General features: G+C 64.6%; 12 protein-coding genes. 9 read left to right on the top strand and 3 right to left on the bottom strand.

The features are described 5' to 3' along the window. Nucleotides 1-448: 448 nt before the first annotated feature. The 6 genes from pyk (at nt 449) to PDMSB3_RS16945 (ending at nt 7292) form a co-directional block, all read left to right on the top strand. Nucleotides 449-1885, top strand: coding sequence for a pyruvate kinase (pyk, locus tag PDMSB3_RS16970; RefSeq protein WP_165187003.1), 1437 nt, complete (start codon nt 449-451; stop codon nt 1883-1885). Between the two features lie 261 nt (nt 1886-2146). After that, a complete protein-coding gene (fba, locus tag PDMSB3_RS16965) occupies nt 2147-3211 on the top strand; it encodes a class II fructose-bisphosphate aldolase (protein ID WP_007180508.1) in 1065 nt (354 codons plus the stop codon). 133 nt (nt 3212-3344) lie between these two features. Beyond that, entirely contained in the window at nt 3345-4235 is an 891-nt protein-coding gene (locus PDMSB3_RS16960) for a phosphoribosylaminoimidazolesuccinocarboxamide synthase (RefSeq protein WP_007180509.1), read from the top strand. A 191-nt stretch (nt 4236-4426) separates the two neighbouring features. After that, entirely contained in the window at nt 4427-4945 is a 519-nt protein-coding gene (gene purE, locus PDMSB3_RS16955; protein WP_007180510.1) for a 5-(carboxyamino)imidazole ribonucleotide mutase, read from the top strand. Nucleotides 4946-5044: 99 nt separating this feature from the next. Continuing rightward, complete coding sequence (locus PDMSB3_RS16950; protein ID WP_007180511.1) at nt 5045-6241, top strand: 5-(carboxyamino)imidazole ribonucleotide synthase; 1197 nt, start codon at nt 5045-5047, stop codon at nt 6239-6241. Between the two features lie 10 nt (nt 6242-6251). Then, complete coding sequence (locus tag PDMSB3_RS16945; RefSeq protein ID WP_007180512.1) at nt 6252-7292, top strand: L-threonylcarbamoyladenylate synthase; 1041 nt, start codon at nt 6252-6254, stop codon at nt 7290-7292. A gap of 94 nt (nt 7293-7386) precedes the next feature. Here the strand turns inward: PDMSB3_RS16945 and PDMSB3_RS16940 are convergent, their stop codons facing one another. The 3 genes from PDMSB3_RS16940 to dacB all read right to left on the bottom strand — a co-directional run bounded on the left by PDMSB3_RS16940 (nt 7387) and on the right by dacB (nt 11573). Continuing rightward, nucleotides 7387-8634 carry an SGNH/GDSL hydrolase family protein gene (locus PDMSB3_RS16940; RefSeq protein WP_007180513.1) on the bottom strand — a complete coding sequence of 416 codons (1248 nt, stop codon included), beginning with the start codon at nt 8632-8634 and terminating at the stop codon, nt 7387-7389. Nucleotides 8635-8728: 94 nt separating this feature from the next. Next, a complete protein-coding gene (locus PDMSB3_RS16935) occupies nt 8729-9694 on the bottom strand; it encodes a sterol desaturase family protein (RefSeq protein WP_007180514.1) in 966 nt (321 codons plus the stop codon). A 187-nt stretch (nt 9695-9881) separates the two neighbouring features. After that, the gene (dacB, locus tag PDMSB3_RS16930; RefSeq protein WP_007180515.1) at nt 9882-11573 is read right to left on the bottom strand and encodes a D-alanyl-D-alanine carboxypeptidase/D-alanyl-D-alanine endopeptidase; all 1692 of its coding nucleotides are present in this window, start codon (nt 11571-11573) and stop codon (nt 9882-9884) included. A 221-nt stretch (nt 11574-11794) separates the two neighbouring features. On the opposite strand from dacB, the gene PDMSB3_RS16925 reads away from it, so the two are divergent. The 3 genes from PDMSB3_RS16925 to PDMSB3_RS16915 all read left to right on the top strand — a co-directional run bounded on the left by PDMSB3_RS16925 (nt 11795) and on the right by PDMSB3_RS16915 (nt 15462). After that, the gene (locus tag PDMSB3_RS16925) at nt 11795-12457 is read left to right on the top strand and encodes a response regulator (RefSeq protein WP_007180516.1); all 663 of its coding nucleotides are present in this window, start codon (nt 11795-11797) and stop codon (nt 12455-12457) included. A gap of 4 nt (nt 12458-12461) precedes the next feature. Further along, nucleotides 12462-13763, top strand: coding sequence for an ATP-binding protein (locus PDMSB3_RS16920; protein WP_007180517.1), 1302 nt, complete (start codon nt 12462-12464; stop codon nt 13761-13763). A 187-nt stretch (nt 13764-13950) separates the two neighbouring features. Continuing rightward, a complete protein-coding gene (locus tag PDMSB3_RS16915) occupies nt 13951-15462 on the top strand; it encodes a DegQ family serine endoprotease (RefSeq protein WP_007180518.1) in 1512 nt (503 codons plus the stop codon). Nucleotides 15463-15583 lie beyond the last annotated feature (121 nt).

Here is a 15583-nt window from a genome sequence, read left to right as displayed (position 1 = left end):
CTCCCCCACGGCAAAGTCTGCGAAAGCGCGTGGCGGCAAGCCGCGCAACAGCGCAGCGGCATCGGCAGGGGAGCGCGCGGCGCGCTCTGCCGCCACTCCGGCGGCGGCCGGCTCCGCGGTTGAGTCCGCGAGCGGCCCAGCTGGCAAGCAACACGAAGAATCCGGCTCGCCGCTCGCGCGCGTGGAGTTGACCACTGCAGGGAAGGCTGCGGAATCGTCCAGCACAAACGCTGTGCAAAGCGCCCCCTCTCCCGCGGAACTCCCGGACGACGAGATCACGCTCATCTCCCCACCGGCACCCCCCGTGCTGGCATCGAACACCGCTTCACCCTATAAAGCGACGCTGGTTTCAACCGGCGCGCAGCCCCCGGCAGCATCCTTCGGTGCGCAGCCTCCGCATCCGACTCGCAGCGTTCTTTCCAGCGATCTCACCCAGACGAGGAGACTCATGCATCGCGCCACCAAGATTGTCGCTACCATCGGACCGGCTTCCAATACGCCGGAAATCCTGCTGCAAATGATTCAGGCGGGGTTGGACGTGGTGCGGCTCAATTTCTCGCACGGCACCGCCGACGACCACCGCCAGCGCGCCGAATTCGTGCGCGAGGCGGCCCGCCAGGCCGGCCGCGAAGTCGCCATCATGGCGGACCTGCAAGGCCCGAAGATCCGGGTCGGCAAATTTGAAAACGGCAAGATCATGCTGGTCGCCGGCGAGCCGTTCGTGCTCGACGCCGACTGCGAACTCGGCAACGAGCAACGCGCCGGCCTCGACTACAAAGACCTGCCGCGCGACCTGAAACCGGGCGACGTGCTGTTGCTCAACGACGGCTTGATCGTGCTGAGCGTTTCGCGCGTGATCGGCAACGAGATCCACACGGTCGTCAAGATCGGCGGCGAGCTGTCGAACAACAAGGGCATCAACCGCCAGGGCGGCGGTCTTTCCGCGCCGGCGCTGACCGCCAAGGACATGGAAGATATTCGCACCGCCATGTCGCTCGGCGTCGATTATGTCGCGGTATCGTTCCCGAAGAACGCGACCGACATGGAAATGGCCCGCCAGTTGGCGAACATTGCCGGCGCGCCGTTCGGCGTCAAGCCGAAGATGATCGCCAAGATCGAGCGCGCCGAAGCGATTCCGGCGCTGCAAGGCATTCTCGACGCGTCGGACGGCATCATGGTTGCGCGCGGCGATCTGGCCGTGGAAGTGGGGAATGCCGCAGTTCCGGCGCTGCAAAAGCGCATGATTCGTATGGCGCGCGAATCGAACAAATTCGTGATCACCGCCACGCAGATGATGGAGTCGATGATTCACGCGCCGGTGCCGACCCGCGCCGAGGTGTCGGACGTCGCCAACGCCGTGCTGGACGGCACGGACGCGGTGATGCTGTCGGCGGAATCGGCGGCGGGCAAGTATCCGGTGCAGACCATCGAGACCATGGCGGCGATCTGTATCGAAGCCGAGAAGTCGGAGCAGTCGGAGCTGGACAAGGATTTCCTCGACCGCACGTTCACGCGGATCGACCAGTCGATCGCAATGGGCGCGCTCTTCACAGCGTTCCATCTCGGCGCGAAGGCGATCGTGGCGTTGACGGAATCCGGCTCGACCGCGTTGTGGATGTCGCGTCACTGGACTCACGTGCCGATCTTCGCGCTCACACCGCGCGTGGGCAGTGAACGGGCAATGGCGCTGTACCGCAACGTGACGTCGCTGCACCTCGATACCAACACAGACCGCGACACCGCGTTGCAGCAGGCGTTGGAAACCGTGGTGAGCAAGGGCTACGCGTCGCGCGGCGACATGGTGGTGCTGACCGTCGGCGAGCCGATGGGGCAGGCCGGCGGCACGAATACGCTGAAGATCGTACGGGTCGGCGAGCCGTATTGATCGTGCTGCGTGGCAACGGAGGAAGTGCTGAAGCCCTTCCTCCGGATCGACGCACACGGCTCGATCGGCACCCGGCTGATTGGCCGAAGCAGGCTGCCGTGCCCCGCGAGAGGCGGCGCACAGGCTCCAGTCGCGCGTTGCAGCGGGCAGCACCGCTCCGCGCTTCAGGGCGTGTGTGACGGGTATGCAGCTTGCTTCGCGATAAAATCGCCCAAAAGATGCCGACGGCCCAGGAATTCGTTTCAATCTAAGGAGTTAAGCATGCCTCTCGTATCAATGCGTCAACTGCTGGACCATGCCGCTGAAAACGGCTATGGCCTTCCGGCATTCAACGTGAACAACCTGGAGCAGGTGCAGGCGATCATGGCGGCCGCCGACAAGGTCAACGCACCGGTCATCATGCAGGCTTCGGCCGGCGCGCGTAAGTACGCGGGCGAGGCGTTCCTGCGCCACCTGATCGAAGCCGCGGTCGAGTCGTATCCGCATATTCCGGTCGTGATGCACCAGGACCACGGCCAGTCGCCAGCGGTCTGCATGGCGGCGATCCGCAGCGGTTTCACCAGCGTGATGATGGACGGTTCGCTCGAAGCCGACGGCAAGACGGTCGCCTCGTACGAGTACAACGTGGATGTGTCGCGCAAGGTCGTGGAAGCGGCGCATTCGATCGGCATCACGGTGGAAGCGGAACTGGGCGTGCTCGGTTCGCTGGAAACCATGAAGGGCGACAAGGAAGACGGCCACGGCGCGGAAGGCACGATGACGCGCGAGCAGCTGTTGACCGATCCGGAGCAGGCGGCCGACTTCGTCAAGCTGACCCAGTGCGACGCGCTGGCTATCGCGATCGGTACGTCGCACGGCGCGTACAAGTTCAGCAAGAAGCCCACGGGCGACATTCTGTCGATCCAGCGCATCAAGGAAATCCACCAGCGCATTCCGAACACGCACTTGGTGATGCACGGGTCGTCGTCGGTGCCGCAGGAACTGCTGGCTGAAATCCGCGAATTCGGCGGTGACATGAAGGAAACCTACGGCGTGCCGGTCGAGGAAATCCAGGAAGGCATCAAGAACGGCGTGCGCAAGGTCAATATCGACACCGACCTGCGTCTGGCGATCACCGGCGCGATCCGCCGCTACATGGCGACCAACCCGGGCAAGTTCGATCCGCGCGATTACCTGAAGCCGGCGCGCGAAGCGGCGATGAAGATCTGTATCGAGCGCTACACGCAATTCGGCTGCGAAGGCCAGGCAGGCAAGATCAAGCCGGTTACGCTTGATAAAATCGCGGAGAAGTACAAGTCGGGCGAGCTCGCGCAAGTCGTCCGCTAAGCTGTCAACATGCACTGCGCCTGGCCGTTTGGCCAGGTTGTTGTTAGATCGCCGTTCCCGCATCATCCGGGGAACGGCGTTTCCCTTTTGTTCCGGTCACACTTTTTGTCCCATTTTTTAGCGAACCACGACGATGTCTACCCTCTACGAATCCACGCTCCACTCGCTGCCGCTGCTCGGCCGCGGTAAAGTCCGCGACAACTATGCGGTGGGCAACGACCAGTTGCTGATCGTCACGACCGACCGTCTGTCGGCGTTCGACGTCATCATGGGCGAGCCGATTCCGAATAAGGGCCGTGTGCTCAACGAAATGGCGAACTTCTGGTTCGAAAAACTCAAGCACGTGGTGCCGAACCACCTCACGGGCGTCGCGCCCGAATCCGTGGTGGCGGCAGACGAAGTGGAGCAGGTCAAGGGCCGCGCGGTGGTCGTGAAGCGTCTCGAGCCGATCCTCGTCGAAGCCGTGGTGCGCGGCTATCTGGCCGGCAGCGGCTGGAAAGATTACCAGGCTACCGGTTCGGTGTGCGGCGTCGTATTGCCGCCGGGTCTGCAGAACGCGCAGAAGCTGCCCGAGCCGATTTTCACGCCGGCGGCCAAGGCGGAAATGGGCCACCACGACGAAAACATCACGTACGACGAGATGGAACGCCGCATCGGCACCGAACTGTCGGCCACGATCCGCGACATCTCGATCAAGCTGTACAAGGAAGCCGCAGATTACGCGGCCACGCGCGGCATCATCATCGCGGATACGAAGTTCGAGTTCGGGCTGGACAACCACGGCAAGCTGTACCTGATGGACGAGGCGCTGACCGCGGACTCGTCGCGTTTCTGGCCGGCCGATCAATATCAGGTCGGCACCAATCCGCCGTCGTTCGACAAGCAGTTCGTGCGCGACTGGCTCGAAACCCAGCCGTGGAAGAAAGAGCCGCCAGCACCGAAGCTGCCCGACGACGTGGTCGCGAAGACGGGCGAGAAATACCAGGAAGCGCTCGAACGCCTGACCGGGCACAAGCTCGCCTGATTCCGCGCACCGGTTGGATTCGCGCCGCCTGAAAAGGCCGCCTCAACGGTTCCGTGCCGCAGGAAGTCCTTCGCCAGGGAAAGTACCTCGCCCCGAAGGAAGTCCCGGAAGGGATTGGGGAATCACCCTCTCTGGACCTGGCGCGAAGCGACCGGTTCCGGGGCGCTCTCGAGAAACAAGGAAGCCGTAACATGAGTGAAGCTCAAACCGCCCATACGCACGGCGCGCCGGTTGTCGGCGTGCTGATGGGTTCCAGTTCCGACTGGGAAGTCATGAAAAACGCCGTGGCCATTCTGCAGGAATTCGGCGTGCCCTACGAAGCGAAGGTCGTGTCCGCGCACCGCATGCCCGACGAAATGTTCGCCTATGCTGAAAGCGCGCGTGAGCGCGGCATTCGCGCGATCATCGCCGGCGCGGGCGGCGCGGCGCATCTGCCGGGAATGCTGGCGGCCAAGACCACGGTGCCGGTGCTCGGCGTGCCGGTGGCGAGCAAGTACCTGAAGGGCGTCGATTCGTTGCATTCGATCGTGCAGATGCCCAAGGGCGTGCCGGTCGCTACGTTTGCGATTGGCGAAGCAGGCGCGGCGAATGCGGCACTGTTCGCCGTGTCGCTGCTGAGCGGCACGAGCAATGAATACGCGGAGAAGCTGGCTGCATTCCGCGTGCGCCAGAACGAAGCGGCCCACGCTATGGTGTTGCCGGCGCTGTAAGCGCACAGACTGATTGCTTCAAGACGTCCCCCTGTCCGACCCCCGGCCGGGTGCCTGCCATCGCATTGCATGCACACCCGGCCGCGACCGACTACTAAGATGAACCCAGACAACACACCGGTTTCACCGATTCTGCCCGGCGCATGGCTTGGCATGGTCGGTGGCGGCCAGCTCGGCCGCATGTTCTGCTTTGCCGCTCAGGCTATGGGCTATCGCGTCGCCGTGCTCGATCCGGACGAAAACAGTCCGGCGGGCGCCGTTGCCGATCGCCATCTGCGCGCGGCGTACAACGACGAAGCGTCGCTCATCGAACTCGCGCGGCTGTGCGCGGCGGTGTCCACGGAGTTCGAGAACGTGCCGGCCGCGAGCCTCGACTTCCTCGCGCGGACCACCTTCGTGAGTCCGGCTGGCCGCTGCGTCGCCGTGGCGCAGGACCGTATTGCCGAGAAACGCTTCATTGCGTCGTCGGGCGTGACGGTCGCGCCGCATGTGGTGATCGAGTCGTCGGATGCGCTCGCCGCGCTCGACGACGCCAAACTCGAAGCCGTGCTGCCGGGCATTCTCAAGACCGCCCGCATGGGCTACGACGGCAAAGGCCAGATTCGCGTGCGCAACGCCGAGGAAGTGCGCGAGGCGCATGCTTCGCTCGCCGGCGTGCCGTGCGTGCTGGAAAAGCGTTTGCCGTTGAAGTTCGAAGTGTCCGCGCTGATTGCGCGGGCGGCGAGCGGCGCCTCGGTGGTCTATCCGCTCGCGCAGAACACGCATCGCGACGGCGTGCTGTCGCACACCATCGTCCCGGCGCCGGACGCGAGCCCGACGCTCGTCCAGCAGGCGCAACAGGCCGCGCTGCAAATCGCCGACAAGCTCGGTTACGTGGGCGTGCTGTGCGTCGAGTTCTTCATTCTCGAAGACGGTTCGCTGGTCGCCAATGAAATGGCGCCGCGTCCGCACAATTCTGGCCATTACACCGTCGACGCCTGCGCGACCAGTCAGTTCGAGCAGCAGGTGCGCGCCATGACCGGCATGCCGCTGGGCGATACACGTCAGCATTCGCCGGCGGTGATGCTGAACATTCTCGGCGATGTGTGGTTTCCGGACGGGCCGAAGCGCCCGGCGGTCACGCCGCCCTGGCAGGAGGTCGCCGCGATGCCGGCGGCGCGTTTGCATCTGTACGGCAAGGAAGAGGCGCGTTGTGGCCGGAAGATGGGCCACGTGAACTTCACGGCGGCTACGCTCGAAGAAGCCCGTACCGCTGCGCGCGATTGCGCACGGCTTCTGCACATCATCACGAGCTGATACGAAAGCCATGCCGGATCAACAGAAACCCGCCGAAGGCGCATTGCCTGTGAGCGCCGCGCAGATCGAACACGCGGCGGCCTTGCTCGATGCGGGAGAGCTGGTCGCATTCCCCACGGAGACGGTGTACGGTCTCGGCGGCGACGCGGAGAATCCCGACGCGGTCGCGCGTATTTATGCGGCGAAAGGCCGGCCGGCGAATCATCCCGTCATCGTGCATCTTGCGCCGCAAGGCGATCCGAACTACTGGGTCGAGTATTTGCCTGCGGAAGCACAGCGGCTGATCGACGCGTTCTGGCCGGGGCCGCTCACGTTGATACTGAAGCGCGCCGCCCGTATTCCGGCGGCGGTGAGCGGCGGGCAGGATTCGGTGGGGTTGCGCTGTCCATCGCATCCTGTTGCGCAAGCTTTGCTGGAGGCGTTCAGCGCATTGCGCAGTGGACATGGCGGTGTGGCGGCGCCGTCGGCGAACCGGTTCGGGCATGTGAGCCCGACCACGGCGCAACATGTGCGAGACGAGTTCGGCGACACGATTCATGTGCTGGACGGCGGCGCGTCGGATGTCGGTATCGAATCGACCATTCTGGATTTGTCGCGCGGCTTTCCGGCGCTGTTGAGGCCGGGGCGCGTCACGCCGCAAGATATCGCCGACGTGCTCGGCGAGGCGCCGCGCTTGCCCGACGGTTCGGACGCGACTGCGCCGCGCGCGTCCGGTACATTGAAGGCGCACTATGCGCCGCGCACGCCGTTGGCGCTATTGCCGTTTGGCGCGCTGGAGACTTTGCTTGCCGCGCGGCAAGCGGATGAGCGCGTGGCGTTGGTGGCGCGCGCTTCGCGTGCGGGACATTGGGCCGATGCCGAGGGCGTGCATTTCATCGCAGCGCCTGAAGATCCGCATGTCTATGCGCGTGAACTGTACGGCCTGCTGAGGGTTCTCGACCACGCGAACGTTTCGCGAATTCTTATCGAGAAGCTGCCGGATACGATTGAGTGGATTGCTGTTAATGATCGGTTGGGGCGGGCTGCGGCTGCGTTTGCAGCGCAAGACTGATAGACCATTAACAACTCAAGAAAAGACCAAAAAAGCCAGCCCAACAAACAGGGCCACGCCGCTGGCCCAAACCTGCGACGCGGCCATCCTCAATTTACTTCCCCAATCCCGTTGCCGCGATCTGCTGCTGCACGTACTGCGCGAACAACGCATGCAGGTGCGAGCTCGGGTGGACCGTGTCCGCGAACATGTACGTCTGGTCAGCGCCAGCCACCGTATAAGTCTGCGGCGAGCAGAACAGCGACGAGCCGAACTGGGCGCCATACTGGGCCGGAGTCAGCCCGTTCGTCGCACTCGGATTGGCGGTGGCGTACGCGGTCGCATTGTTCTGCATCGACGTCAGGTTACAGGCCGTGCCGGTGTTGGACACCGCGAAGCCCAGCGCCTGGTAGTTCGGCAACTGCTGATCCAGCCACGTGAACGCATCGGCCACGATGACCTTGCCCGTACCCATCAGGCCAAGGGCCGTCATGTTCTGAACCAGCAGGTAGTTATACGCCGCGGTAATCCCGGTCAGCAGTGCAGCCGAGCCAGGCGTGCTCGCGTTGGCTGCAACGCCGAGCGGCGTATTGCCGATGTCCGGCACCGTCGACACCACCACGTGAGTCGCGCCCGAGTTGACGATGGTCTGCACTTGCGCGGCGAGCTGGGTGGCGGCCTGCGCGATCTGCGGGTTGGCCAGCTGCTGCAGGTAGCCGACGATGAACGCCACCTGACCCGCCTGCGAGTTCGGCAGTTTGCCGGCCTGCACGAGCAGCGGGTACTGCGTCTGCAGCGCGGCGCCGAGCGCGGTCAGATTGGCGGTGGTTCCCGCGAACTGGAAGATGTCGTTCGCACCGCCGTTTATCAGCACGAGCTGGTTCGCGTTGAAGCTCGTATGCTCGCCCAGGTAGTTGGCCACCTGCGCCACCACCGGCACGGTCGTCGCGGCCATGTTATTGGGCGCCCAACCCTGGCCTTGGGCGTTGACGACGTCCGAGCCGCCCTGCGCGTAGCCGTAGCCGCCCGCTGCGACCAGCGGCTGGCCGAAGCCGCCGAGATACGCCGGCTTCAACGTGTCGCCGTAATACTCCGCGACCTTTTGTGTCCACACTTCACCCGGGTTCGTCGTGAAGCGGCCGCCGCCGAAGCTCCCCTGAATCACCGGCGCGTACGTGCCGACATCCGACAGGCTGTCGCCGAACGACACGACCTGCAATTTGACGCCGCCGGCAGGCGTGCTGCTCGCATTGTTGTTATCGCCGCCCCCGCCGCAAGCCGCAAGCAACGCAAAAGCCGTGCTGGCGACGGCGATCTGCGTCACGCGCAGCCAATGTTGTTTCCTCGATGCTGTTTGCTTCATGTTGACTACATCTCCTCGTATGTGTGGCCCTTATGCCATGTGCTGCAGGCAGCGCCCACCGCTTGAGCGGCGTGACGACAGCTTACAGAATCTTCTACGGCCTGCGTGGTGCTCGAAACGCGGCCGTATGGTCCTGCTTCACGCGAATCGCTTCGCCTGAATTTTCACTTGAGTCCGCACGCGACACCGATGCACCGGCGCCGCCGCGCCGCGCATGATAATCCGCGGCCCACGCGGGCGGCGCAAACAGCGCGCGCAGCTTGTTGCGCCAGCCGGATACGCTTGCGAAGTCGGCGGCCATCGACGCCCACTCGTGAAACGTCGCCTTCAGCGGGTTGTATGTGTGAAGCGACTCGACGATGCCGTAGGCGGGCGCATCGCGCGGGTCTTCCTCCACGTAGCTGCCGAACAGGCGATCCCAGATCACCAGCACGCCGGCATAGTTGCGGTCGATATAGCGGTCGTTGCGCGCGTGATGAACGCGATGGATCGACGGCGTGTTGAACACGTATTCGAGCCAGCCGAGTTTGCCGATGGCCTGCGTATGCACGAAAAACTGAAAGCCCAGGTTGATCAGCACGATCGCGACGATCTGCTTCGGCGCAAAGCCGAGCACGGCAAGCGGAATCCAGAACAGCCACATGCCCGCAACCGGATACATCAGGCTCTGGCGAAACGCGGTCGAAAAATTCATGCGTTCCGACGAGTGGTGTACGACATGCGCGGCCCACAGCCAGCGCACACGATGGCTGCAACGGTGAAACACGTAGTAGAGCAGATCCTGAGCGACGAACAGGACGACGAACGAGACCCGGTTCGCCTGCCACGTGACAACGCGGTAGTGGTCGTAGAAGAAGGCGTAGACGGGGATGATGGCGAGCCACGCGAGCTTGTCGGCGGCTTGCTGCATCAGCGCGAGCGCGGCGTTGCAGAGCGTGTCGTGCCAGCTATAGAGTTGCGCGCCCGGGCGCGTGCGCTTCAGGTGCCAGGCTTCCCAGCCGATGCATGCGAGAAAGACTGGCGCCATGCCGAGCAGCAGCAATTCGGCATCGAATTGCATCGTGTCTTCCTCCGTGGTCCCTGGCCGTCGCGCCGTGCGCAGACGGTGTTGTCGTTATTGTTTGAGCGGGACCATCAACGGTGGGCGGTCCCGGCGCCGCGTCCAGCGTTTTACGCGCGCCTCAAACACTGCCCGACAGCGTACACGCTTAGGACGTTGCCGCGCGCGGCTTCGCTAGAAGGAACACTCAGTGAGCGCCGCGCTGGTGCGGGTTTTTCCTGGGCTTGCTGCCACGCGGTTCGACGACCGGATCGGAGACTTTGGTAAAGCCTTGCGACGGACCCTGGTACACCCATTCGAGCAGCGCATCGTGCGCGGCGCGCGCGGCTTCTGAATGCGGATCGTTGATCAGGCTGACGACCACGTAACTATTGCCGTCCGCCGAGGCCACATAGCCCGCAATTGCTCGCACATCGCGCAAGGTGCCTGTCTTGATGTGCGCGTTGCCGCCCGCACCCTGGTTGGTCAGCCGGTTGCGCATGGTGCCGTCGACCCCCGCGATCGGCAGCGATTCCACGAACACCTGCGCGACCGGACTCGCGTTGGCCCGCTGCAGCAGATCGGCGAGCGCGAGCGCGGTGATGTGCTCGTCGCGCGAAAGGCCCGAGCCGTTGTCGAGCGTCAGATATTCCATGTTGATGCTGTCGCGGCGCAGAAACGCTTCGATCGCGCGCGCCGATTTGGCGGGCGTGGCGGGTCCCTTTTCCTCGGTGGCGCCGATCGTCAGGAACAGATTGCGCGCCATCGTGTTGTTGCTGAACTTGTTGATGTCGCGCACGATGTCGGACAGCATCGGCCCCTGGTGTGTCGCCACCAGTTTCGCGCCCACCGGTACGGCACCTTCGCGCGTCGCGCCGCTGAACGTGCCGCCGGTCTGTTGCCACAGCGCAAGAAAACCGCCCGCGAAAAACGCCGAGTGATCGAGCACCGCGACGTTGATCGTGCGCGGGCCGCAGCGCACCGAATAGTCGCCGTCGAACGAGGCCACGACGGTGCCGTTCGGCTGCGGCGTGACGGTGGGCGACACGGAGGCCGCGTCGCCGCGGCATGGTCCGTTGACTGCGTGCATCTGGTTGTCGATCTGCAATTGCGCGAGCGCGGGCAGCACGTCGATCGCGACGCTGCCGTCGGGCGACGGCGTCAGCGTGAAGGACAGCGATTTGAACGCATACAGCAGCGGATCGGGGCCGACGTTGTACGGCGCGGTGGCGTCGTCGTCGAACGGCGGCAGGTCGCGCGTGGACGGATCGAAGTAGCGCTTGTCGAGCACCAGCGCACCGTCGATGCCGTTGATGCCCGCCTTGTGGATCTTCTGCACGAGATCGATCAGTTCTTCCGGCACGAGCTTCGGGTCTCCCGTGCCCTGAATGTAGAGATTGCCGTGCAGCACGCCGTTGGCGTCGACAGTGCCGTCCGCGTAGGCGCTGGTGCGCCAGCGGTACTCGGGGCCGAGTATCGACAGGCCTGAGTACGTGGTGACGAGCTTCATGGTCGAGGCGGGCATCATCGGCTTGCCGGCGTTCAGGGCGACGATCGGCGTGCGGTCGCCGACTTTCTCCACGACCACGCTGATCGACGTCAACGGCACGTGTGCACGCTGCAAGCCGGCCATCACCGGCGGCGGCAATACCGTGGTGACGTTGACGCTCGGATGCGTGGCCTTGACGCGAGCCTGCGCGGCGAGCGGCAGCGATGCGCCGCAGCCTAGCGCGATACAGGCGAGCAGCCAGGCGCTCGCGCGCGGCGCGAACCGGCGAGGCAGGCGAGGCGTGGAAGCGTTGGGAGTGTCGGAAGCAGACTCAGAAGCAGACGAGCAACGCGGAAGCTGCGCGGCATGGAATACGCGACGTGCGAGAGAACTCAGAAAAGCGTGCGTCATGGACGGGCGAAAAAGCAAAATGTCAGGGCGGTGGGGCACGCGGTCTTCCAGGCTGCGGCAATGCATCGCGCGGTGCGCGGACGAAAACGCCGGCCGCGCGACGCAAAGCGCCCATTGTAGAGACATGCTGCCGGGCTGCGGTGGAAAATGCGCCACGCGCCGCACATGTCGGGGACGGGCGCTAGAATGCGGCATCATCGAACGATTCGGAACGGATAACCATGCGCATCTTGCTAGTCGAAGACGACCGGATGATCGCGGAAGGCGTGCGCAAGGCGCTGCGCGGCGAAGGCTTCGCGGTCGATTGGGTGGAAGACGGAGAGTCTGCGCTCAGCGCGGCAGCCAGCCAGCCTTACGATCTCGTGCTGCTCGACCTGGGCCTGCCGAGGCGTGACGGTCTCGACGTGCTGCGCACGCTGCGCGCGCGCGGCCACGCGCTGCCGGTGCTGATCGTCACCGCGCGCGACGCCGTGGCGGATCGCGTCAAAGGTCTCGATGCCGGCGCCGACGATTACCTCGTCAAACCTTTCGATCTCGACGAACTCGGCGCCCGCATGCGCGCGCTGATCCGGCGTCAATCCGGGCGCAGCGATTCGACCATCCGCCTCGGCAATCTAACGCTCGATCCGGCCTCGCATCAGGTCACGCTCGACGGCGCGCCGGTCGCGCTGTCGGCGCGTGAATTTGCGCTGCTCGAGGCGTTGCTCGCGCGTCCCGGCGCCGTGCTCTCGAAGAGCCAGCTCGAGGAAAAAATGTACGGCTGGGGCGAGGAGATCGGCAGCAATACCGTCGAGGTCTACATTCACGCGCTGCGCAAGAAACTCGGCGCGGATCTGATCCGCAACGTGCGCGGTCTCGGCTACATGATCGCGAAGGACGCCTGAGCCGATGCGTTCGATTCGCCGTCAATTGCTGGTCTGGCTGCTGGCGCTGGTGCTGCTCGGCGTCGGTATCGCGGGTTGGCTGATCTACCGGCAGGCGCTTGCCGAAGCCAACGAACTTTTCGATTACCAGTTGGAGCAGATCGCCGCGGCGTTGCCGTCGGAGCCGTTCTCCCAGGTGCTGGGTTCGCGCGATACCGGCGACGAAGGCATCGTGCTGCAGATCTGGAATCGCAACGGCGTGCTGATGTACTACTCGCGTCCGCGTGCGCCGCTCGCTCCGCGCGCCGAACTCGGCTTTTCCACCGAGCACACGGATCGCGGCGAGTGGCGTGTGTATGGCGCGATCGTCGGCGATAACGTAGTGCAGCTGGCGCAGCCGGTGTCCGTGCGCAACCGGCTCGCCGCGAACGTCGCGCTACGCACGCTGTGGCCGTTGATCGTGCTGCTGCCGTTGCTGGGGCTCGCGGTGTGGGTGATCGTCGGGCGCGGACTCAGGCCGTTGCGGCGCGTGACCAGCGCGCTCGACGCGCGTCGCCCCGAGGCGCTCGATCCGCTGCCGGACCAGCGTCTGCCGCTCGAAGTACAACCGCTCGTGCGCGCGCTGAACGGTCTGCTGGAGCGGCTCGCCACCGCGCTCGATATCCAGAAGGCATTCGTCGCCGACGCTGCGCACGAATTGCGCACGCCGCTGGCCGCCGTGCAGATCCAGGCGCAACTGGTGGCGCGCGCGAAAGACGAAGCCGGCCGCAGCGAAGCGCTCGCCGATCTGCAAGCGGGCGTGACCCGCGCCACGCGTCTTGCCGAACAGTTGCTGGCGCTCGCGCGTTCCGAACCGGACGGACTCGCCGCCACCGACGCGATCGATCTGCGCGCGCTGCTTCAGGAGTGCGTGGCGGCTTACGCGCCGCTTGCACAGAATCGCGGCGTCGATCTCGGCATCGAGGCAACGGAGTCCGCCACCGTGATCGGCGACGCCGACGCACTGCGCGTGATGTTCAACAATCTCGTGGATAACGCAACCAAATACACGCCGCGCGGCGGTCACGTGGATGTCAGTCTGCGCGTGGAAGAAGGGCACCCGGTCGTGCGGATCGCCGACAGCGGGCCGGGGATCGAACCGGCCGAACGCGATCGCGTATTCGATCGTTTCTATCGCGCGGGCGCCAGCGCGAATCGCGCGCGTACCGACGTGGCGGGCAGCGGTCTGGGACTTGCGATCGTGCGCCGCATCGCCGTGCAGCATCATGCCGCCGTGTCGCTCGACGAATCGCCGGCGGGCGGGTTGCAGGTCAACGTGCGCTTTTGAAGGCGGGGCTTTCCGATTGTAAAGAGACTTGGGCCGGGCTCGCAGGCGACAAACGGACCACAAACGGACCACAAGCAGCGCTAAAAAACAGGATGAAAGCGATCTGTCGCTGCTTAAGACTCTTTTAAGCGATGCCACGTACGCTTCGAGACATCCAAAGTCTCTTTCTCCCAGTCAGGAGTACACGATGAACGCGAAAACCTTGTCCCGCAGCGCTGTTGCAGTGGCTGTCGCCGTAGCGCTCTCCGCCGGCTATGTGGCGGGGCATCGCGACGTGCCCGCGCCGCAGGTGATCACGCCGGCGCAAGCCGCGATGATGCCCGCCGAAGCCGCCGCCAAAACCGGCATTCCCGACTTCTCCGGCCTCGTCGAAACGTATGGTCCGGCCGTCGTCAACATCAGCGCGAAGCACGTCGTCAAGCAGACGGCGCTGCGCGGTAATCCCGGCAACGGTGGCGGCAGCCAGTTGCCGATCGATCCTAGCGATCCGTTCTACCAGTTCTACAAGCACTTCTTCGGCGGCATGCCGGGCATGCAGGGCGGCGACGGCGGCGATGCGCCCGATCAGCCGAGCGCGAGCCTGGGTTCGGGATTCATCGTCAGCAATGATGGCTACATCCTGACCAATGCACACGTGGTGGACGGCGCCAACGTCGTCACCGTGAAGCTGACCGACAAGCGCGAATTCCGCGCGAAGGTGGTCGGCGCGGACAAGCAGTCCGACGTCGCCGTGCTGAAGATCGACGCGAGCAACCTGCCGACCGTGAAGATCGGCGACCCGCGCCAGAGCAAGGTCGGCCAGTGGGTCGTGGCGATCGGTTCGCCTTACGGTTTCGACAACACGGTGACCTCGGGCATCATCAGCGCCAAGTCGCGTTCGTTGCCTAACGAAAACTACACGCCGTTCATTCAGACCGACGTGCCGGTGAACCCGGGCAACTCGGGCGGTCCGCTCTTCAACCTGCAAGGCGAAGTGATCGGGATCAATTCGATGATCTATTCGCAGACGGGCGGCTTCCAGGGGCTTTCGTTCGCCATCCCGATCAATGAAGCGATCAAGGTCAAGGACGACATCGTCAAGACCGGCCACGTGAGCCGTGGACGACTCGGCGTGGCGGTGCAGGGCATGAACCAGACACTCGCCAATTCGTTCGGCATGCAGAAGCCGCAAGGCGCGCTGGTGAGTTCGGTCGATCCGGGCGGCCCCGCGGCCAAGGGCGGGTTGCAGCCGGGCGACGTGATTCTGTCGGTGAACGGTGAGCCGGTCGGCGATTCGGCCGATCTGCCGTCGCAGGTCGCGGGTCTGGCGCCGGGCAGCTCGGCAACCGTCCAGGTATGGCGCGACAAGGCCACCAAGGATCTGAAAGTGACCATCGGTTCGTTGTCGGATGCGAAGGTTGCCTCGGACAAGACCGATCAGCCGACCCAGTTGCAGGGTCGTCTCGGCGTGGCAGTGCGGCCGCTGACGCCAGAAGAGAAGAGCGGCGCGTCGATCTCGCACGGTCTGCTGGTGCAGCAGTCGGGCGGCGCGGCGGAAAGCGCGGGCATCCAGCCCGGCGACGTGATTCTGGCGGTTAACGGCCGGCCCATCTCGAGCGTCGATCAATTGAAGCAGATGATCGCCAGTGCCGGCAACAGCATCGCATTGCTGATCCAGCGCGACAACGCGCAGATCTTCGTGCCGGTCGATCTGGGCTGAGAAGAAGGCGTGCGGGGCAGATGAACCGACCGGCGGGTTGACCGACGGCCTCGTTGCTCCGCCCGCGAATTGAAGTAATGGTTGCCGGCCCGTTGCATTTACTGCCAGCGGACCGGCAATT

The sequence above is a fragment of the Paraburkholderia dioscoreae genome (genome assembly GCF_902459535.1).
Classification (GTDB): domain Bacteria; phylum Pseudomonadota; class Gammaproteobacteria; order Burkholderiales; family Burkholderiaceae; genus Paraburkholderia; species Paraburkholderia dioscoreae.
Note: the sequence above shows the minus strand (reverse complement) of the source record. Positions and strands in the feature narration are given on the sequence as shown.

Excerpts from the sequence above, each read along its gene's own strand:
- PDMSB3_RS16920 (WP_007180517.1), top strand. The coding sequence starts at position 12,462 with ATGCGTTCGATTCGCCGTCAATTGCTGGTCTGGCTGCTGGCGCTGGTG.
- PDMSB3_RS16915 (WP_007180518.1), top strand. The coding sequence starts at position 13,951 with ATGAACGCGAAAACCTTGTCCCGCAGCGCTGTTGCAGTGGCTGTCGCC.
- PDMSB3_RS16925 (WP_007180516.1), top strand. The coding sequence starts at position 11,795 with ATGCGCATCTTGCTAGTCGAAGACGACCGGATGATCGCGGAAGGCGTG.
- purE (WP_007180510.1), top strand. The coding sequence starts at position 4,427 with ATGAGTGAAGCTCAAACCGCCCATACGCACGGCGCGCCGGTTGTCGGC.
- dacB (WP_007180515.1), bottom strand. The coding sequence starts at position 11,573 with ATGACGCACGCTTTTCTGAGTTCTCTCGCACGTCGCGTATTCCATGCC.
- PDMSB3_RS16945 (WP_007180512.1), top strand. The coding sequence starts at position 6,252 with ATGCCGGATCAACAGAAACCCGCCGAAGGCGCATTGCCTGTGAGCGCC.
- PDMSB3_RS16935 (WP_007180514.1), bottom strand. The coding sequence starts at position 9,694 with ATGCAATTCGATGCCGAATTGCTGCTGCTCGGCATGGCGCCAGTCTTT.
- PDMSB3_RS16960 (WP_007180509.1), top strand. The coding sequence starts at position 3,345 with ATGTCTACCCTCTACGAATCCACGCTCCACTCGCTGCCGCTGCTCGGC.
- PDMSB3_RS16950 (WP_007180511.1), top strand. The coding sequence starts at position 5,045 with ATGAACCCAGACAACACACCGGTTTCACCGATTCTGCCCGGCGCATGG.
- pyk (WP_165187003.1), top strand. The coding sequence starts at position 449 with ATGCATCGCGCCACCAAGATTGTCGCTACCATCGGACCGGCTTCCAAT.
- fba (WP_007180508.1), top strand. The coding sequence starts at position 2,147 with ATGCCTCTCGTATCAATGCGTCAACTGCTGGACCATGCCGCTGAAAAC.
- PDMSB3_RS16940 (WP_007180513.1), bottom strand. The coding sequence starts at position 8,634 with ATGAAGCAAACAGCATCGAGGAAACAACATTGGCTGCGCGTGACGCAG.